General features: G+C 43.6%; 21 protein-coding genes. 6 read left to right on the forward strand and 15 right to left on the reverse strand.

From position 1 onward, the window contains the following. From nuoL to K1X84_12085, 13 genes are all read right to left on the reverse strand, one after another. Window positions 1–1,517, reverse strand: a 1,517-nt coding sequence (gene nuoL, locus K1X84_12025; protein MBX7152363.1) for an NADH-quinone oxidoreductase subunit L, incomplete at its 3' end; no start/stop codon positions are given. 61 nt (window positions 1,518–1,578) lie between these two features. Then, window positions 1,579–1,881, reverse strand: coding sequence for an NADH-quinone oxidoreductase subunit NuoK (gene nuoK / locus K1X84_12030; GenBank protein MBX7152364.1), 303 nt, complete (start codon window positions 1,879–1,881; stop codon window positions 1,579–1,581). 19 nt (window positions 1,882–1,900) lie between these two features. Then, the gene (locus K1X84_12035; GenBank protein MBX7152365.1) at window positions 1,901–2,425 is read right to left on the reverse strand and encodes an NADH-quinone oxidoreductase subunit J; all 525 of its coding nucleotides are present in this window, start codon (window positions 2,423–2,425) and stop codon (window positions 1,901–1,903) included. Between the two features lie 43 nt (window positions 2,426–2,468). Further along, window positions 2,469–3,035 carry an NADH-quinone oxidoreductase subunit I gene (locus K1X84_12040; GenBank protein ID MBX7152366.1) on the reverse strand — a complete coding sequence of 189 codons (567 nt, stop codon included), beginning with the start codon at window positions 3,033–3,035 and terminating at the stop codon, window positions 2,469–2,471. Window positions 3,036–3,104: 69 nt separating this feature from the next. Continuing rightward, on the reverse strand, window positions 3,105–4,112 hold the full coding sequence (gene nuoH / locus K1X84_12045; protein MBX7152367.1) for an NADH-quinone oxidoreductase subunit NuoH: 1,008 nt from the start codon (window positions 4,110–4,112) through the stop codon (window positions 3,105–3,107). A gap of 30 nt (window positions 4,113–4,142) precedes the next feature. Beyond that, a complete protein-coding gene (locus K1X84_12050; protein MBX7152368.1) occupies window positions 4,143–5,756 on the reverse strand; it encodes a molybdopterin-dependent oxidoreductase in 1,614 nt (537 codons plus the stop codon). Between the two features lie 27 nt (window positions 5,757–5,783). Continuing rightward, on the reverse strand, window positions 5,784–7,091 hold the full coding sequence (gene nuoF, locus K1X84_12055) for an NADH-quinone oxidoreductase subunit NuoF (protein ID MBX7152369.1): 1,308 nt from the start codon (window positions 7,089–7,091) through the stop codon (window positions 5,784–5,786). A 62-nt stretch (window positions 7,092–7,153) separates the two neighbouring features. Beyond that, window positions 7,154–7,636 carry an NAD(P)H-dependent oxidoreductase subunit E gene (locus tag K1X84_12060; GenBank protein ID MBX7152370.1) on the reverse strand — a complete coding sequence of 161 codons (483 nt, stop codon included), beginning with the start codon at window positions 7,634–7,636 and terminating at the stop codon, window positions 7,154–7,156. A 39-nt stretch (window positions 7,637–7,675) separates the two neighbouring features. Then, on the reverse strand, window positions 7,676–8,368 hold the full coding sequence (locus tag K1X84_12065) for a hypothetical protein (protein MBX7152371.1): 693 nt from the start codon (window positions 8,366–8,368) through the stop codon (window positions 7,676–7,678). A gap of 27 nt (window positions 8,369–8,395) precedes the next feature. Further along, entirely contained in the window at window positions 8,396–8,866 is a 471-nt protein-coding gene (locus K1X84_12070; protein ID MBX7152372.1) for a hypothetical protein, read from the reverse strand. A 19-nt stretch (window positions 8,867–8,885) separates the two neighbouring features. Next, on the reverse strand, window positions 8,886–10,196 hold the full coding sequence (gene nuoD, locus K1X84_12075) for an NADH dehydrogenase (quinone) subunit D (protein ID MBX7152373.1): 1,311 nt from the start codon (window positions 10,194–10,196) through the stop codon (window positions 8,886–8,888). Window positions 10,197–10,262: 66 nt separating this feature from the next. Then, window positions 10,263–10,772 (reverse strand): NADH-quinone oxidoreductase subunit C, encoded by a 510-nt coding sequence (locus K1X84_12080; protein MBX7152374.1) that lies wholly within the window; start codon window positions 10,770–10,772, stop codon window positions 10,263–10,265. 20 nt (window positions 10,773–10,792) lie between these two features. Then, entirely contained in the window at window positions 10,793–11,179 is a 387-nt protein-coding gene (locus tag K1X84_12085) for an NADH-quinone oxidoreductase subunit A (GenBank protein ID MBX7152375.1), read from the reverse strand. Between the two features lie 265 nt (window positions 11,180–11,444). Between K1X84_12085 and K1X84_12090 the strand changes: the two genes are divergently transcribed. The 4 genes from K1X84_12090 (at window position 11,445) to K1X84_12105 (ending at window position 16,852) form a co-directional block, all read left to right on the forward strand. Beyond that, on the forward strand, window positions 11,445–12,035 hold the full coding sequence (locus K1X84_12090) for a helix-turn-helix domain-containing protein (GenBank protein ID MBX7152376.1): 591 nt from the start codon (window positions 11,445–11,447) through the stop codon (window positions 12,033–12,035). Between the two features lie 83 nt (window positions 12,036–12,118). Further along, a complete protein-coding gene (locus K1X84_12095) occupies window positions 12,119–14,578 on the forward strand; it encodes a heavy metal translocating P-type ATPase (protein ID MBX7152377.1) in 2,460 nt (819 codons plus the stop codon). Between the two features lie 21 nt (window positions 14,579–14,599). Next, entirely contained in the window at window positions 14,600–15,322 is a 723-nt protein-coding gene (locus K1X84_12100; GenBank protein MBX7152378.1) for a class I SAM-dependent methyltransferase, read from the forward strand. 120 nt (window positions 15,323–15,442) lie between these two features. Further along, window positions 15,443–16,852 (forward strand): IgA Peptidase M64, encoded by a 1,410-nt coding sequence (locus K1X84_12105; GenBank protein ID MBX7152379.1) that lies wholly within the window; start codon window positions 15,443–15,445, stop codon window positions 16,850–16,852. A gap of 111 nt (window positions 16,853–16,963) precedes the next feature. Here K1X84_12105 and K1X84_12110 read toward each other — a convergent pair whose 3' ends face one another. Next, entirely contained in the window at window positions 16,964–17,410 is a 447-nt protein-coding gene (locus tag K1X84_12110) for an OsmC family protein (GenBank protein MBX7152380.1), read from the reverse strand. Window positions 17,411–17,605: 195 nt separating this feature from the next. Continuing rightward, complete coding sequence (locus K1X84_12115; GenBank protein ID MBX7152381.1) at window positions 17,606–17,893, reverse strand: RNA-binding protein; 288 nt, start codon at window positions 17,891–17,893, stop codon at window positions 17,606–17,608. 403 nt (window positions 17,894–18,296) lie between these two features. Here K1X84_12115 and K1X84_12120 point away from each other — a divergent pair, with 403 nt between their 5' ends. Together K1X84_12120 and K1X84_12125 are read left to right on the forward strand one after the other, a co-directional pair. Next, on the forward strand, window positions 18,297–18,671 hold the full coding sequence (locus tag K1X84_12120) for a carboxymuconolactone decarboxylase family protein (protein ID MBX7152382.1): 375 nt from the start codon (window positions 18,297–18,299) through the stop codon (window positions 18,669–18,671). Between the two features lie 5 nt (window positions 18,672–18,676). Continuing rightward, window positions 18,677–19,744, forward strand: coding sequence for an efflux RND transporter periplasmic adaptor subunit (locus K1X84_12125; GenBank protein MBX7152383.1), 1,068 nt, complete (start codon window positions 18,677–18,679; stop codon window positions 19,742–19,744). Window positions 19,745–19,747: the final 3 nt, after the last annotated feature.

The raw sequence follows: 19,747 nt of genomic DNA on the forward strand, positions 1-19,747 counted from the left end.
GCAAAAAACGCTAGGATCATCAACGGCACAGTCATAACTGAAGTCGATTCATGTAAATGTTCACGGGCTTCGGGTTTTGTCCGGCTTTCGCCGAAAAATGTGAGGAAAACAAGGCGGGACATATAAAATGCCGTCATCATTGCGCCAAGAATTCCGAGCCAGAAGACGCCGTTATACCCCTCATGATATGCCGCCGATAAAATTTCATCTTTACTGAAGAAGCCTGAAAACGGCGGAATACCACTGATCGCAATCCAACCGGCAATAAATGTAATGGCTGTAACTTTCGCTTTCGAATACAAGCCGCCCATATTGCGAATATCCTGCGGATCATCATGCGAACCAATTTTGTGTAAGCCATGTTCCATCACGTGAATCACACTGCCGGCGCCAAGAAACAATAAAGCTTTGAAGAATGCGTGTGTGAGCAAATGAAAAACACCTGCCGAATACGCGCCTACGCCCACGCCGATGAACATATATCCCAATTGACTGACAGTCGAATAAGCGAGAACTTTCTTAATATCGGTTTGCACCAGGCCGATCGTGGCAGCAAATACGGCCGTTGCGCATCCGACATAGGTCACCAAATCTCCGGCGCTCATGCCAAAAATATGGCCTGCAGGACCGATGTCGAATGAATAAATCGGATTACAACGTGCGACCATAAATACGCCTGCGGTCACCATCGTTGCGGCATGAATCAACGCCGATACCGGTGTCGGGCCTTCCATTGCATCCGGTAACCATACATATAATGGAATCTGCGCCGATTTTCCCATCGCTCCGACAAAGAGTAACATTCCGATGGCCGTCATCGTCGTAGCGATTGCAAATAAATTAGGATGATTGTGAATGGCTGCAAAAAGTTGATCGAAATGGATTGTACCAAATGTACCGAAAATCAGAAAAATTCCTAATCCAAATCCGAAATCGCCGATACGATTAACAATAAAAGCTTTTTTCCCTGCATCGGTCGCACTTTGTTTTTTATAAAAATATCCGATCAGAAGATAAGAGCACAATCCGACCGCTTCCCATCCGAAAAACATGACCAAAAGATTATTGCCCATCACGAGCATCAGCATCGAAAAAATAAAAAGGTTTAAATACGTAAAGAACCTTGGACGATCCGGATCGTGCGCCATGTAGCCCAGGGCATAAACATGAATCAGAAAACCGATTCCCGTTACGATCAACAGCATTGTTGCTGACAACGGATCGATCAAGAATCCCAAGGTTGCACGAAAATTGCCTGCAACAATCCATTCGAAATAATCGACATTAAATCGCTGGCCATTTAAAACATCGAAAAACACAACCAGCGATAACACAAAAGAAATGCCGACCATCGTACATGCGAGAATTCCAGGAATAGGTTTAGTGTGGTGTTCGCTTTCGCTTCCATGTACATCGCCATGCGCATGAGACGAACCTTCCATCATTCGCCCGAAAAATGTATTGATCGCCGCTCCGGCGAGAGGAATGAGCGGGATGAGTATCAGAATCAAATCCATTGAAAAACTCCGAACTAATATAGTCTAAATCGTAAAACAAGCCGACAATGACGGCTTGTCATTATCCCTGCATGATATGCATTTCGTCGATATTGATCGTTTCTTTCTTTCGGTAAATCGCCACGATCAAAGCCAATCCCACAGCTACTTCGGCAGCAGCTACCGTCATGACCAGAAAAACGGCAATTTGCCCGTCCATCGAATTAAGAAATCTTGCAAACGTCACCATACTCAGGTTGACGGAATTGAGCATCAATTCAATCGACATGAAAACGATGATCGCATTGCGCCTCGTCAGAACACCCACTACGCCGAGTGTAAAAAGGATTGCCGTAAAAATCAGGTAATGCGCTAAAGGAACCATACAAACTCCGAAAGTTATCTTATTCGACTCGTTTCTTAGAAATAATAATTGCGCCGACCATACCGAGCAATAACAGGATGGACGCGATCTCAAAAGGATATAAATAATCGGAAAACAAAAGACCGGCAATCGTTTCCGTATTACCGATTTCACGGACTTTCTCGATTGGGAACATTCCTTTTTCGCCGATATTAACGGTAACTTTTGCGGCCAAGCCGATTTGAATTAATATGGCAAATGCCACAATGATCGAAATGTATTTCATCGGGCCGGAATGTTCGGCCAGATCGGCATCGCGTCCGAGATTGAGTAACATAATGACAAACAGAAACAGCACCATGATCGCCCCGGTATAAACCAGAACCTGAATAGCGGCAATAAATTCAGCTTCCAGTGTAATATAAATTACACTGATGCAGAAAAAAGTGAGCACGAGAAAAATCGCGCTGTATACAGGATTAGGAATCGTGATCATAAAAATAGCAAGAATCACGGCCAGGCCTGCAAAAATATAAAACGCGGGATTCAACATAAAATATGACATGACAGTTTCCATAGTGCCTCTAAATTTCCTGAATCAATAATTTTCAGTGCGATGAATGCTGATTGGCGTGGTGAACATCATTCACGGTAAAGTAGCTCGAATTTTTCATAGCCTTGTATTGTCCGTCGCGGCGCTTGGCACGATCAGGATGGCGTTTGATATATTCGTCATACACACCCAACAATCTCTCTTTATTATAAATAAAATCCTGGCGCGTGTAGTCGGCCAGATTATGCATGTCCGTCATATCGATGGCGTCTTCCGGGCACGCTTCAACGCACATACCGCAGTAGATGCAGCGCAATTCATCGATTTCAAACGCAACAGGATGTTTCTCACGGCTGTCATCCCATCCACCGTCGCCCGCAACGATACGGATACAATCGGCCGGACAGGCTGTCGAACACATTTCGCACGCCACGCATTTTTCACGGCCTTTTTCATCCCGCGTAAGCATGTGGAGTCCGCGATAATTTGGCGGTAAAACTTTTTTCTCTTCCGGATACTTCAGAACCAGCTTGCGCTTGAAAAGATGCTGAAGCGTGATGGCCAAACCCTTCATTACCGGAATGATGTAGGTCAGATCAACCCAGTTTTTGCCACGCGGCATAGAGACGTTTTTCACATTTACAGCCATAAAAAAGCCTTATTTAGAATTTTACAAATAATCTAGCTTTGATCACATTGCCATAACAATCGCCGTGACAATCACGTTTGCGAGCGCTAATGGAATTAATTTTTTCCAGCCTAAATTCATCAATTGATCATACCGGAATCGCGGCAAACTCCAGCGAACCCACACGAAAAAGAACATCAGGAAACCTAATTTCATCAGCATCGCAACAACTTGGATGTAGCCGACAATGGCCGGATCCAGTCCCAACGATCCGATAAACGGAACGTGCCATCCACCCAAAAAAAGACAAGTAATCATGGCCGATGCAGTAAACATATTGCAATACTCACCTAAGAAAAACATGGCGAATTTCATCGACGAGTATTCTGTATGATAGCCGCCGACTAGTTCTGCTTCCGCTTCCGTCAAATCGAACGGCAAGCGGTTTGTTTCTGCGAAAGCCGTGACTATAAATACTAATGCACCCATCGGTTGCAATACAATACCCCAACCGTTTTCAATTTGAAAACGGACAATGTCTTCTAGCCTTAATGAGCCGACCACCATGATCATTCCAAGAATACTGAGTCCCATAGGCAATTCGTAACTCATCATTTGCGCAGCGGAACGTAATCCGCCGATCAGTGAATATTTATTATTGGAAGCCCATGAGCCAAAGGTAATGGCATATACACCGAGTGAAGAGACCGCCAACACGTATAAAATTCCAATATTGGTTTTGCCGACTTGGACCAAAATTTCCTGCCCATTGATCATGATCGCACCGAAAGGAATCACACCGAAAACGAAAAACGCAGGGAATACCATCAGCGTCGGTGCAAAAATATAAAGCCATTTATTGACGTGATTCGGAATGACGTCTTCTTTAGCCAAAAATTTAAGTGCATCGGCAATCGGTTGTAATAAACCGCGCGGTCCTACACGATTCGGCCCGATACGGTATTGCACCCATGCGCTTACTTTGCGCTCGACCTGGATCATAATAGGTACGACTGAAAGGTACAAAACCAGCAGAACCAAAATAAAAATGTAAGGCAGAAATGGCATCAAAGCTTCCATGACAGGCTCTTCAATTTATAATTACACAACCATTTGTTCGTTCAAAGTCGAAAACTGCGGATACAGTTTATCGAGTTCAAGAGTTTTATAGGCGTTGACGTTTTCGATCATTTCTTTGGCGACGTCACCAACGTTTTCGTAATACCAACTTTGACCAAGACCTGAAGCTAATTCAACCAAAATTTGCCAGATCGCTTTGGACTCACCCAAAGCGTTGATCGCACGGTTAAATTTCTGCACAGCGCCATCTTTATTGGTATAAGTACCGCTGGTCTCTGTAAAAAGAGCCGCCGGTAAAAGTACGTCGGCTTGGGCTGTAACGGCGTCTTCAAATGAGCCAATCACAATTAGTGTTTCCGGCTTCGATTTTAACTCAACATTGTGACTGCCAAGCATAATCACAACTTTTTTATCCGCTATAGTTTTATCCAATTGCGAATCGGTGAGACTTAAAGTTGTTTTTGCACCGCGGTAATTTGGCGCTTTTTCGCTTTCGATCGTAAATGGATACGGATTTTTATCCGTTTTGAATGTCTGAGTGTCTCCATAAATCGGCTTACTCACGTCAAGGCCGGTTCCTAATAAACGAGCCAGTTTGCCCAATAAATAATTTTCTTCATTGGATGCATAAGGGCTGCCAATTAAGGCAACTTCTTTGGTGCTGACGGCTTTGATTTTTTGAAGCGATACGCTCAACGCTTCCGCCCAGGATACTTCGGCGAGTTTGCTGCCTTGCTTGACGTGCGGGACCATGATACGTGTTTTCTTTTTATCAGTCTCCAGATGATAACGTCCGTCGTCGCAAATCCACCATTGATTGACGGTCATATTTTCCCGTGGCCGAATGCGGTAAACCTGATCGACCAATTCTTCAAGATTCAACTTTTGGTGTTTCATCGTGTCGAGAGTAGTATTACAACCTTTGCTGCAACCTGGACAGATGCTGTCGGTGTGAACAAAATTCCACACACGGCCTTCAAAACGTTCATGTTTATCAATCAAACATCCGACCGGACATAGATCAACGACATTGCCCATCATTTTGTTGTTGAGCGGTTTTTCAGGTGCAACGTCAATCTCGGCATGCCAGCCTCGATACGTAACTTTTAATTCTTCTGTACCGGAAATTTCTTCGGTAAAACGCACGCACCGGGAACACATGATGCAACGCGATGTGTATAGAAATATCGACGGCCCTAAATCTTTCTTTTGAGGAACGCGCTTGATTTCAACAAATCGTGACGCATCGTTGCCGTGCTCGAACGAATAATCTTGCAGTTTACATTCACCGGCTTTGTCGCAAATAGGACAGTCAATCGGGTGATTGAGCAAAAGAAATTCCAATACCGCGCGGCGGGCTGTTTTAACTTTTTCATTATCCGTAAAAATAACGGCGTCGAATTTGCCTTCGATCTTTTTTGCTTCGGGTAATTCCGGCACGGTTGTCGAACAGGCAGGAACAAGTTTAGGCGCACCAACCATATCGACCAGACACATACGGCAACTTGCAACGATTTTCAATCCGGGATGATAGCAGTAAAATGGAATATCGATTCCAACGCGTTTGGCCGCATTAAAAACCGTTTCGTTTTTACCGATTTCGACTTCCTGACTGTCTATTTTTACCAAAGGCATAACAAATTCCTTTTATATCAAATTTGATCAGTTCCACTCGTGAGGGATGGTCACCATACATTTCTTATTGGTGATGTGATATTCAAATTCCTCGCGGAATTTGTTCACAAAACTCTGACCGTTAAGGTCGTTGCCTTTATTGCGATCAGGCAAACCGGCAACAGGCCAGGCGGCAGCATCGCCGAGCGGACAGATCGTTCGGCCGGCAATATTGTTAGCCGTTTCAAGCATCAGATCGAGATCTTCCATACGTCCGCGCCCGGTTTCGATCCGTCCGAGTATCATCTCAAGCCAATGCGTGCCTTCTCGGCAAGGCGTACATTGCCCGCACGATTCGTGCGCATAAAATTTCAATAAATTCCAAAGTGCATTGACCATACAAGTCGTTTCGTCCATCACCATACATCCCGCAGAACCGAGAGCCGATCCGACTTTCGCCAACGCGTCAAAATCCATGGCGACGTTGCATTCTTCTGCACGTAGTACCGGAACGGATGAGCCTCCCGGAATGACAGCTTTCAGTTTACGGCCGTGACGAATGCCGCCGCAATATTCATTAATGAGATCGAGTAAATTAGTTCCCATCTTTGCTTCATACGTACCGGGACGATTGAGATGTCCGCTCATACAATATAATTTCGGTTCATTGTCTTTCCACCATTGGACTCCGCGATTGATAATATGTACTGGCGTTACAAGCGTTTCGACATTATTGACAATGGTAGGACAACCAAAAACACCGTAAACGGCAGGGAATGGCGGTTTGATGCGCGGCCATCCGCGTTTACCTTCCAGCGATTCGATCAGTCCTGTTTCCTCTCCGCAGATGTATGCGCCCGCGCCACGATGAACGGTGATATCGAGATCAAACCCACTGCCTAAAATATTTTTTCCGAGGTACCCTTTGTCGTAGGCTTCCTGAATCGCTTTATTCAAAATTTTTGCGCCTTTGACATATTCGCCGCGGATATAGATGTAGCACGTGTGTGACTGAATTGCAAATGATGATATGGCTAAACCTTCAATCACCTGATGCGGATCGTCTTCCATCAATACGCGATCTTTGAATGTGCCCGGTTCGGATTCATCGGCATTGCATAGAAGATAACGCGGTTTCGGATTGTCTTTCGGGAGAAAACTCCATTTCATGCCCGTCGGAAAACCTGCACCGCCGCGCCCGCGCACACCGGAATCTTTCATCATCTGAATCAAAGCATCCGGTGTCATCTTCAAGGCTTTCGGTAATGCCTGATAGCCGCCATGCTTGAGATACACATCAATGTTTTGGGAGTTTTCAATTCCCACCATTTTCGTCAGAACTTTTTCCATGCCCATAATTTCCTTAACCCCACCCTGTCTCCCTCCCTTAAATAGGGGAGGGTTGGGGAGGGGTAAATTTATTCCGATTTCCACTTATTGACTAATTCGTCGATCTTTGCTTTCGTCAGACCTTCGTAATAATCGTCGTTGACCTGCATCATCGGCGCCGTACCGCACGAACCGAGGCATTCGGCTTTGACGATCGAGAATTTGCCGTCTTTTGAAATGCCTTCGCCGCACTTGACGCCGCATTTTTCTTCAAGATAGTTTACGACTTGCGCGGCCCCATTGATGCCGCACGCTAACGTGTGACATACTTGGATATGATATTTGCCGACCGGTTGCTTATTGTACATCGTATAAAAAGTCACGACGTCCTGCACGCGATTAACCGGCAGTTCGAGGGTGCGTGCAACCAACTCCATTACTTCATTCGAAATGTAACCGAACTGATACTGCGCAATGTGTAACACCGGCAACATTGCCGCTTGTTTGTTAGGATAGCGGGAAATAGCCCAGTCTACTTCTTTCTTTTTCTCCGGTGAAAATTCTAACGCCATACGTGTTATCCGATTTAATAATTCTGTATGAATTGCCGATTACGATCCAAGCGCGGCCACCAGTGCGTTCAGCACGTTGACCATTTCGGTGATATTGGTTCCTAATTTTGGAGCTTCAGCCTGAATACTTTCTAAATTACCTTTTCCGTCGCTAACTTTATCCAATACTTTCGGAAGTTTTGCTTTTTGAAGTCCGGTCATTTCGTTTTTAAGTTTATCCGGTAATGCAGCGCCTTCGGTTAGAAGTTTGGCGGCTCCCGGAGGCATCGCAGCCAGCGCGGTCGTCATGTCACCGAAAGTGCGGATAAATTCCATCACGGAGTTTTTAACGGCGGCGTCTTTAATGTCTTTGAGCGCAGACGCTTTTTCTTTGACGAGGGAACCTAGCTGACCGACTTCAATTTGCGCCGGTAATGCTCCGGCCCCTTGTGCTGCGTGAACGACTGAGGCTACATCAGAACCAACTACGCTGGTTGGTTGGGTCAAAAGCATATAGACGTACATTTTGACGTCGTCATAACTTTGATTGAATTTTTTCATGTCCTGACCCATGTCAAAGGCAGACTTCAAAAAGCCATCAGCTGACGTTCCGGTTTTTTCAAATTTTTCTTCTTTTTCTTTTTTATCTTTATCTTTTTTCTTGTCTTTTTTATCTTGCGCAAATAACGTGTTAGATAAGGTAAGAGAGAAAATAAGGAACAGCAGACTTGTAATTTTTATTATTGTGTTCATACAACCTCGCTCGTTCTTTATGTTTAGTTAATCGCTTTTTAACGATTTTAATAAAAGGTTGATGTTTTTTCTAATAACGTCGCGTGCAGCCGAATAATCTTTACTTATCGGGGGCACGTCATTCCATTCTAAAATTTTATTTTGGAAACGGTTAAATTCTTCGGGCAATTTACAACCCAGTGTTACCACTATTTCGGCTTTCAGTATGTCGTTTTCAGTTAAAACCGCCGGTTTCATTGATTCAGTATTAAAACCATCGCCTTCAAGACCTCTTTGTGTTGCCAATTGCAAAATGGAATCCGGATGAGTGCCGCGAGACAAAGCATTCCATTTTAAATTATTTTCGGCAGCTGTTTTCTGAAAATACGTCGCTGCAATTATACTTTTAGCCGAGCCATGTTCACAAATAAATAATATCGATTTATCTTGTGCTTTAACAGTATAACCAATAAGAACAAACAACAGAATAAGTGAAACGTTTATTGTTTTAGACTTCATCATTTTCTCCTTTTCATATTTAACGGTCGCACTCGCCGGCAATGACATTCAAACTTCCAAGGACTGCGACGGCGTCGCCGACCAGACCACCTTGGCATAAGTATGGCATCATACTGAAATGAACGAATGACGGCGGTCGCACGTGAACTTTGTACGGGACGCCTTTTCCATCGCTGATTATATACCAGCCCAGTTCGCCATTCGGAGCTTCGGTTGCGTGATAGACTTCGCCTTTAGGCATATCAATGCCGTGTTGATCCATGATGATCTTGAAGTGGTGAATGAGCCCTTCAATACTTCCGTAGACTCTACTTTTATTGGGAAGGCTGATCGTGTGGTCATCGACGTTTACAGGACCATCTTTTGGCATGTCACGCAGACACTGTTCGATCATGTTGCAACTCTGCTTCATTTCTTCCATACGAACAAGATAGCGTTCGAATACGTCACCTTCGTTTCCGACCGGAACGACAAAATCGAGCCGATCATAAACCAAATACGGTTCATCTTTTCGAATATCATAATCGATTCCGCAAGCCCGGAGACCGGGACCGGTCAAGCCCATATTGATAGCGGTTTTCGCATCGATTTTTCCAACATTCTGCGTCCGATCCTGGAAAATTTTATTATGATTAAGTAATCCTTCAATTTGATCGAAGACGATACGGAATTGATCGCACCAGCCTTTGATTTGCTGTTCGTGACCTTCGGGAAAATCGCGGAACAATCCGCCAATGCGTGTATAACTGGTGGTTAACCGCGAGCCCGTTGATATTTCAAACAAGTCGTAGATAAATTCACGCTGACGGAAAGCATAAAGAAATACAGTAAAAGCTCCTAAATCCAAAGCATGCGTACCGATGCTAACTAAGTGATCGGCAATGCGCGATAATTCGGCCTGGATCACGCGGATGTATTGTGCCCGAAGCGGAACGTCAATCCCGAGCAGGCGTTCGGCTGCCTCGGCAAAACCGATGTTATTGGATAAAGGCGAGAGATAATTCATCCGGTCGGTGACCGCGATAAATTGGTTAAACGTATAGTTCTCGCCTAATTTTTCAAATCCGGTATGAAGATAGCCCGGGCTTGGATCGAGTTTTACAATCGTTTCACCCGAAAGTTCCATTACCATACGCAACGTTCCGTGAGTAGCCGGATGTTGCGGGCCGAAATTGAGTACCATCGTATCGCTTTTTTGCCAAGCTTGAATGGATTCTTCATCGTCTTCGCCTATGAGGCGTTTTTTCTGGCGATCTTTGACTTTCGTCTTCAGTTCGTCACTGGTAGAAGCGAATACGGATTCAATTTGTTCGAGGTTTTCGACGGACATAGCGTCAACCTTTCTCAGAAAATTATCTAAAACTTCAAATGCGGATGGAGTTGCTAACGGTTATGGTTAGGAACCTTCAGGGAGAATGACTTCGCGTTCGCCTTTACCGCGCAAAGGATAATCTTTGCGCAACGGGTAATCTTTGAAAACTTCGGGGGTCAAAAGGCGGCGCAGATCGGGATGTCCTTCAAAGGTAATACCATACATCTCAAATGTCTCACGTTCAAACCAATTAGCCGTTTGCCATAAAGACGACATGCTTGCAATTTTGCAGTCGGATTCGGGGACAGGTGCTTTGATGCGGACGCGTCGTCCGAATTGCATGGAACGTAAGTGGTAAACTACCTGGAAGCGCGGATGCATGTCCATCGTAAGTCCGTCGACGGCCGTAAGATCAACAAGCAGGTCGTAGGACAACTCCGGATCGTCTTTCAAAAATTTCATGATTTCCGTAATTCGCTCACGCTTGACAATAACGGTGAGTTGATTGCGAAACATCTCTGTCTTTAAAATTTCCGATCCGAAAGTCGCTTTGAGTTTATCAACCGTCGGATTATCCGATGAATTTTTTTCCATAAGCTATCCAAAAATTAAAATTATTCCCACTCGAGAGCGCCTTTTTTCCATGCGTAAGCATATCCAACCAAAAGAATGGCGATAAAAACCAATCCTTCGATAAGGATGAAAGAGCTGGTCGAAACCCATTTTTTGTAAATCACGGCCCACGGATACATAAAGACTATTTCGATGTCGAACAAAATAAACAGCATTCCAATGATATAAAATTTAATTGAAAACTTAGGATGGGCATCGCCCACGGGCGGCATGCCGGATTCATACACCGATAATTTACGTTCGCTTGGCTTGCGCGGGCCGAGGATGTGCGTGATAACTAAAATGGCCAACGGGATAATCGTCGCTATAATCATCAATGCCAAAATCGGGAAATAATTTTCGTAAACCGGCGGGGTATCGTGGGTCATATTCGAAGCGTCCTGTAACCATGCCATCGTAGAAATAAGCGGCATATCAAACCTCGTTAAGTTACTTTTTTCACTTTTGAATAGAGAGGACGGCGGAAGAATTTTTCAAATCAAGAAATTTCGAACTCCTCCGCAAAAAAAGGCCGTCCAAATTAATACTTTTGGAAATGAATTGCAATTAAATTTTTGACGGAGCAAAGTTCTTGTTTGCGTTGATTTAACATTGTACATTCCATCGGTTTTTTTGAAATTTAAACACCAAAATATGAGCGATCAAACCACCGTACTCCATATCAAAAATATGGTATGCAATCGTTGCGTCCGCGTCGTAAAAGAAGAATTGCAAAAATTAGGCGTGGAAGTTCAGAATGTAACGCTCGGCGAAGCGGTCATTATTGAAAAATCGGGAAATCCGGATCGTGAAAGTATACGTAAAAAACTAATAGAAAACGGATTTGATCTGGTGGATGACAAACGTTCGAAAACAATCGAAAAAATTAAAAATGCGATCATCGCATTGGTTCATCACAACGAGGACAAAGAAGAAATGACCGGCAATTACTCGGATTATATCGTCCAAGCTGTCAATGCGGATTACCATTATTTAAGCAATCTTTTTTCGTCGATCGAAGGCATTACCATCGAAAAATATATTATTCAGCAGAAAATCGAACGCGTTAAAGAATTACTCAAATACGACGAGCTTACGCTTAGTGAAATTGCCTACAAAATGGGCTATTCCAGCGTTGCTCATTTATCCAATCAATTCAAAAAAGTTACCGGCCTTTCCGCTTCCGAATACAAACGTCTCAAAGAACAGGAGCGTAAACCTTTGGATGAAGTAGGCAAACAGTAATTCTTGTAATTCATTTTACAAATAATGTAACGTTCTCAATTCCTTGCGAAGTTATATTATGAGACAAATTGCAAGGAGATGTCATGTCAAATGTCGTTACGATCAAACCTTTCGGCAAAATCCAAGAGCGTGTAGAAACGGTGGAACTGCCTCTCATCGGAGTTCATAGCGATCATTGCGCGATGATCGTGGATAAGGGCCTTGGCCAAATTGATGGCGTGTTGCAACGTTCTGTGAATTTTGCCAATCAAAAAGCGTTCGTAAAATTCAATCCCGATAAAACCACCCCCGCTCAAATTACCCAAAAAATCCGCGATCTCGGTTATGATGTCGACACGATCAAAACGACTTTACCGGTCGGCGGAATGACCTGTGCAGGTTGCGCCGCGAGCGTGGAATCGATGCTGAATTCACAAAAGGGCATTCTGAAAGCGAATGTCAATTTTGCCAATAAAAATGTCTACGTCGAATACTTACCGACTGCAATTACTTTGCAGAGCATGCAAAAAACCGTTAAAAGCATCGGATATGAATTGCTTTCGGATTCGACCGGCGATCGTGAGTTGATGGAAAAAAAACATGCGCAGTTTTACCGGCAACTTAAAATTAAAACGGTTGTAGCGATTGCTTTGGCATTGCCAACCGTGATCATCGGGATGTTTTTCATGAATATGCCGTACGCCAATTGGATCATGATGATTCTGACGACACCGTTGCTTTTCTGGACAGGCCAAAGCTTTTTTATAAATGCTTATAAACAGGCGAAGCATCGTTCTTCGAATATGGATACGCTGGTCGCGTTGAGTACGGGAATTGCTTACACATTTAGCGTGTTTAATACCATCTATCCGGATTTTTTTCACAGCCGTGGGCTTCATCCTCACGTCTATTTTGAATCGGCCGCCGTCATTCTGGCAATGATTTTATTAGGAAAACTACTCGAAGAACGTGCCAAGTCCCGGACTTCCGGCGCTATTAAAAAACTTATGGGATTGCAGCCTAAAACAGTCCGGATTATTCGTGGCGGGATGGAAAAAGAACTATTCATCGATGACGTTCTGACCGGCGATACGATCGTAATTCGACCGGGTGAAAAAATTCCGGTTGACGGAACCGTAATCGATGGTTCGTCGTTCGTCGATGAAAGTATGATCACCGGAGAACCGATTGCTGTCGAAAAAACAGTTGATCATGCCGTGTTTGCTGGCACCATCAATCAAAAAGGCAGCCTTCGGATTCGCGCTGAAAAAGTGGGCAGTGAAACCATGCTGGCGCATATCATCAAAATGGTACAAGAAGCGCAAGGGAGCAAAGCGCCGATTCAGAAATTGGTTGATAAAATTGCAGGTGTTTTCGTGCCTGCTGTGATCGTCATTTCGGTCATCGCTTTTTTTGCCTGGTATTTTCTCGGACCCGAGCCGACATTTACCCGAGCAATGTTGGCGATGATTACGGTATTGATCATCGCGTGTCCGTGTGCGCTGGGCTTGGCAACTCCGACAGCGATCATGGTTGGCGTTGGCAAAGGCGCCGAAAATGGTATTTTAATCAAAGACGCCGAAAGCCTGGAACTTGCGCAAAAAGTCGACACGATTATCCTGGATAAAACCGGCACGATTACCAAAGGCGAACCAGAAGTTAACGACATAATTTGGTCGGATGAGGTCAACGACCGTCAACGCTTAGAGGCAATTTTTTATTCTCTGGAGCGTCATTCCGAACACCCACTTGCTGAAGCCGTCGTGAAAAAACTGAAAAATGAAGTATCAGAATTACAACTCGAAAAATTCCAATCGGTGACGGGAAAAGCAGTGAAAGCAACGTTCAATGAACAAGAATATTCTGTCGGAAGTCTGAAATGGGTGGAGGAAAATCGGATCAATCTGGATCAAAACTTTAGAGCTAAAGCAACTGAATTTGCCTCGAAGGCCAGATCAGTAATTTATTTTTCCGATGCGCAGAAAGTTTTAGCCATCATTGCTATTGGCGATACGATGAAAGAAACATCGCGTCAAGCCGTTGCTGATCTGAAGAAAATGAATATTGATATATACATGATCACAGGCGATAACAGGCAAACAGCCGCAGCCATTGCCCATGAAGCAGGGATCGAACATTTCTTTGCTGAAGTGCTGCCGTCGGAAAAAACCGAACATGTGAAACAATTACAAAATGCCGGTAAAACGGTGGCGATGGTTGGTGACGGGATCAATGATTCCCATGCGCTTGCACAGGCGGACGTCAGCATTGCCATGGGCAAAGGCACGGATATCGCGATGGAAGTTGCGAAAATCACGCTTATGCAATCCGATCTTACTCATATTCGCGGCTCTATCAGGTTATCAAAAGCAACGGTCGCGACTATTCGCCAAAATCTTTTTTGGGCATTCATTTATAATGTCATCGGAATTCCGATTGCGGCAGGAGTGTTATATCCATTCACTGGATTTCTGCTCGATCCTATGATTGCCGGAACGGCAATGGCGATGAGTTCGGTGTCCGTTGTGACGAACAGTTTGCGATTGAAAAGGATAAAAATTTAAAAAATTAGTAATTAATTTCCGATGAGTACACGCGATCATTACGAAAAACATCTTGCCGATTATTATTCATGGATGTTCGGCGATTTCGAAAAAAAATTAGACGATAATCGCCGGTTTTTTTCAAAACATGACATTCATCCATTTCAAACCAAACTCGCTTACGATCTTGGAGCGGGATGCGGCTATCAGTCAATTCCATTAGCTGAAGCGGGATTCAATGTTAAAGCCGTCGATTTCAGCAAGAAGTTGCTTTCAGAACTGGAGAGCTATCGCGGCAATCTTACCATTGAAAGCATAGAATCCGACATGATGCGTTTTGATGATTATGCAACGCAACAAGCGGATCTGTTTGTGTGTATGGGCGATACCTTGACGCACCTTGAATCGGAAAACGATGTTAAAACTCTTTTTAGAAATGTATTTGGAAAATTAACGCAGGGCGGATGGTTAGTGTTAACGTACCGCGATCTGACATTTGAATTAACAGACATCGGCCGGTTCATTCCTGTACGGGGAACTGCTGAAAGAACGTTCACGTGTTTTCTGGAATATTTTTCTGATCATGTTCAGGTATTCGACATCGTTAACGAATTGCAGGACGGACAGTGGCAGCAAAAGATCAGTTCGTATAAGAAAATTAAAATAGCTAAAAACGATTCATTAAAACTAATACGTGAAACCGGGTTTGCCATTGAATACCAAGACATAGTTCGAGGAATGGTGACTATCGTGGCTAAAAAATAAATCGCTATAAAAATTTTTATCCGTATTTTCTATCGCCAACAACAAACTTCTGTTTTCATATTTCTTTTTTATTTATCTTTCTACGCTATTTTATTTGGATTAAACTAAGGAGAAGGTCTCATGATAGTGCTCATGTTGCTTTTGTCGCTATTGACCGCCAAGGATGAATCCTCCTTCGATCAATATTTTACCGGGCAAACTTTCCGGTTTGATTATTTTCACAGCGGAACAGCCAAAGAAGAACACATCGGCCCTGATGAATTTCGAATTGAAAACGTATGGGCCGGATCAAAAAAATCTCTGATCGACGAAACGAATTACGGTAAGTACTTGTTTGAAATTATCGATCACGGTACGAATCGCGTCATTTTTTCTTATGGTTTTGCCAGCCTTTACGGAGAATGGGAAACGACCGGAGAAGCGGCGCAAGGCGTATGGCGAAGCTATCACGAATCGGCTCGCTTTCCGGAACCGAAAAACAAATTTCAATTTGTCTTGAAAAAACGTCAGAACGATGGATCGTTTTCACAAATTTATTCGACCGTGATCGATCCCAAAAGCCGGTATGTCAATCGTTCGCCTATTGCGCCCAATGGCGAAGTATGGACGGTGTTTGAAAACGGCGCTGCGTCCAACAAAGTCGATCTTTTGATCATCAGCGACGGTTACACGGCGAAAGATAAAGAAAAATTCCATAAAGACGTTACGCGCCTGGTCGGGGTTATGTTCAATACCGAACCTTTCAAAAGCCGTAAAAAAGATTTCAATGTCCGTGCGATCGATCTGGCAACCTATCAGGCCGGCATCAGTAATCCGCGTAAAGGTATTTGGAAAAAATCGGCTTTAGGCCTAAGCTTCAATTCATTTGATTCCGACCGTTATGTACTGACATTCGAAAACAAAATTTTGCGTGAAATTGCCGCGCAAGCGCCTTACGATGCAGTTATCATGTTGGCCAATGAACGCAAATACGGCGGTGGCGGAATTTACAATCTCTGGGCGACCGTAACATCGGACACGGAACCATCGGCATATGTTTTTGTGCATGAATTCGGCCATTCTTTTGCCGGTCTTGCCGATGAATATTACACATCGCCCGTTTCGTTTGACGAATATACGCCTCCGGGATCCGAACCATGGGAACCGAATGTTACGGCGTTACTCGATCCCAATAATGTCAAATGGAAAAATTTGGTTGAAGCAGGAACGCCGGTGCCGACGCCGTGGAACAAGGAAGCTTATGACAAATACGATATTGACATGCAGAAAAAACGCGCCAAATTAATTGCCGAAGGTGCTTCCGAAGAAACGATGGAAGGTATTTTCAGAGAAGTTAAACAAGCGACAGGACCGATGCTCAGCGGCGAAAAATATTTTGGAAAAACCGGAGCCTTCGAAGGCGCCGCCTATGAAGCCAAAGGTATGTATCGCCCATCAGCCGATTGTATTATGTTTACCCGCAACGATGTACCGTTTTGTAAAGTGTGTACAGAGGCTATCAATAAAGTCATCGACCGAACTATCCAATAGACTTAAACCATTTCCGGCGTATTTTTGATGTGCGCCGGAAATGGATATTAATTCTTCAGAGTTGCCCACAAATAAAATTTATCAAGTCTTCAATCTGCTATTTTTATCAGCTTATTCAGTACGAATAACAGGCTCGATGGTTACTTTTGGTTTGATTGACCGCGCTATCAGGCAATTATCGTGTGCGTCATGAATGAGCTTTTCAACATCGGGAATGGCTTCACTGCTCTGCACAATAATTTCCGGGCGAATAACAATTTTCGTAAACTGATAGCCGCCGTCAGTGAATTCCAGCAAGCCTTCCGCATGGCTTGAGTACGCAACGATGTGGAGCTGTTTACGCGAAGCAAAAGCAAGAAAAGTCGTCATTGTACAGGTATCTACCGCTGCCACGAATAGATCTTCCGGTGTCCACACGCTTGCTTCGCCTTTAAATTCAGGCGGACTCGCCACGCGAAATTCCGGCTTTCCTTCGGACCCGAGTTTTCCCGCCCGGTTTTCGAGCCAATGCAATTGAGTTTGATACGTAAAAGATTTGTATTTCTTAGAAGCTTCCATTCTTCAATCCTAATACGTTAACGTTTTAATGTGAATTAACACGAACAGTTTAGAACAAATCCGGATGTAATCACATGATTTTCATCAGGTTTTATTTTTCCGATGGAAGTTTAAAAGAGTGAGCTACTAGGTAGAGAAAAAAAATCCCGGAAACTGATGTTCCCGGGATTTAAACCAGCTATATAAACTTAACGATTAATAGCGTTTTGAAAAAGAGCGATCCGTTCTCTTTTCTTGTGGTTTGGCAACGTTAACAACCAAATTCCGGTTTTGGAAATTGAAGTTGTTGTACATTTCGATGGCCTTTTTAGCATCCTCATCGGTTGCCATTTCGACAAAGCCGAAACCTTTGGAACGGCCGGACATTTTATCGGTAATGATTTTGGCCGATACGACGGAACCTGCTTGTCCAAAAAGGTCCGTAAGGCTCTGCTCATCGCAACTGTACGACAAGTTACCAACGTATAGTTTCTTTGAATCCATGGAAAGTCTCCTGAAAGTGTTAAACATGGGATATAAAAAAAAACTCAAAGCGCCCATACACTTTGAGATTTATAAAACTTAAATCTGATTCTTCTTTAAGACCGGATCGTCGACAAGAAAAACTGAGATGAAAGGAAATTAACCTGCATGTGCTCACCGAGCATTTACACTATACATCAAATTTATGCCGTTGTCAAGCGAATTTTGATTTATTTTACGGCTTAAATGCCTGTTTAAAAATATCGTAGCAATACAACTTTTAATCTTTTTTATGCGTATATCCTGACTGCTCCTCAAAAAATGAATCCTATTAAAAAAATGCTTTTTTCCTAAAGCTTTCATACATTAGGATCTTCAAGAATTCTGAAAGTATTCAACCGATTTCACCCTAAGGAGTCTAATCATGGGCGATCGATTCAAAGAATTTACCGAATTTCGTCATAAAATGAACGAGCGCATTCTCGAACAAGACAACAAAGTTATCAAACGTTTTTTTTCGATCGATACTCTGACGTACCAGGAAGGTGTTCTCGACGTTAAAACAAAAGAGATGTTGGGTTTGGTTGCTTCCCTTGTATTGCGCTGTGATGATTGTATTTCCTATCATATTAATAAATGTAAGGAAAACGGTGTTACCCGCGATGAGATGTTCGAAGTGTTGAGCGTCGGATTGGTCGTCGGAGGTTCGATTGTTATTCCTCATTTACGCCGCGCGGTAGCATTCCTGGATGAAGTTGAAGCCGTGGATATTAAAGGCCACTCACATGACAAAGGTTAATGTACATGAAAAATAAAATTCGTCTTTTTTCTTTAATTGGAATTACGTTTGTTATCGTTTTAGCTTTTTCAATCAACAAATTAACTTCCGAACAAAAAACTAACGCCGGAACAGCTTCCATTACTGCGGATCCGACGATCGCGGTGAAAGCGCACGTGATCAAACCGGAGAAACTCAGTAATCGCGTACTTACTACCGGAACGATTTTAGCTAACGAAGAAGTTGAACTGCACACCGAAATTTCGGGACGTATCATGCAAATCGCTTTTACGGAAGGTTCACGCGTCAGCAAAGGGCAATTACTGATCAAAATCAATGATTCTGAATTGCAAGCTCAATTAGAGCGTGCTGAATCACGTCGCAAATTGGCTGAAACTAATGAAAACAGGCAACGCCAGCTTCTCGAAAAAAACGCCATCAGCCAGGGTGAATACGACGTTACTCTTAATGAACTCAATATCGTCAAAGCCGATATCGATTTGATCAAAGCGCAAATTGAAAAAACAGAGTTGCGGGCGCCTTTTGACGGTGTGATCGGTTTGAAGTACGTCAGTGAAGGGAGCTTTATAACCAATTCGAGCCAGATTGCGCGTCTGCAAAATCTTTCGGGCGTAAAAATCGATTTTTCGATACCTGAAAAATATTCCGCATCGGTCAGGATCGGTAATGCGATTAGTTTCAAAATACAAGGAAGCGACAAAGAATACCGCGGTAAAATTTATGCCGTTGAACCAAAAATCGATCCGGTTACACGTACGGTTCAATTACGCGCGATTTCATTTACCAGCGATGACCGGGTTTTGCCCGGAGCGTTTGCGAACGTTGAATTAGTTCTTGCCGAGATCAATGATGCTTTATTGATTCCTACTCAGGCGTTGGTTCCTGAATTGAAAGGACAAAAAGTTTATTTGTTTAAAAACGGAGAGGCCGTCAGTCAAAGCGTTGAAATTGGTATGCGCACAGAAAATCAGATTCAAATCGTCAGCGGTATCCAGCCGAATGATACGCTGATTACAACCGGGATCTTACAATTGCGCGGCGGCGCTCCGGTTAAAATTCTGGAATTTGAGTAATTA

The organism is bacterium, from assembly GCA_019695335.1.
GTDB lineage: Bacteria > CLD3 > CLD3 > SB21 > SB21 > JABWBZ01.